Consider the following 439-nt stretch of genomic DNA (forward strand, 5'->3'; position numbering starts at 1 on the left):
CCATTTATTAGTGATACTAAACAAGGATCTTTTCCGAAAAAAGTATCTGATACATTAAAACCAGGGCAACTCATTTGGGTTAAGAAAATAAATGATAAATGGGCATTGGCACAAATTCCAGCTGTCAATGCAGCATTAGTTTCACTTGATTCAGACAATGGTGCTATCAAAGCAATTGTTGGTGGTTATGATTTTTATTTAAGCAAGTTTAATCGTGCTACTCAAGCTCTTCGTCAATTAGGTTCAAATATTAAACCTTTTATTTATACAGCGACACTAGAGAAAGGTTTAACTATGGCTACACTACTCAATGATGCGCCTATTGTCCGCTCTACAGGTAGTGCTACTTGGCGACCTAAAAATTCACCACCTAGTTACGCTGGACCATTACGTTTAAGAATTGGTTTAGGGATGTCTAAAAATGTAATGCAGGTAAAAC

1 protein-coding gene is annotated in these 439 nt (G+C 36.2%); it reads left to right on the plus strand.

What is annotated here, in order from left to right:
• A partial coding sequence (locus B6D18_RS12440; protein WP_254048639.1) for a penicillin-binding transpeptidase domain-containing protein occupies positions 1-439 on the plus strand: 439 nt, incomplete at both ends.

This window comes from Gilliamella sp. A7 (genome assembly GCF_002142015.1).
In the GTDB taxonomy this organism is placed as follows: Bacteria; Pseudomonadota; Gammaproteobacteria; order Enterobacterales; family Orbaceae; genus Gilliamella; species Gilliamella apis_A.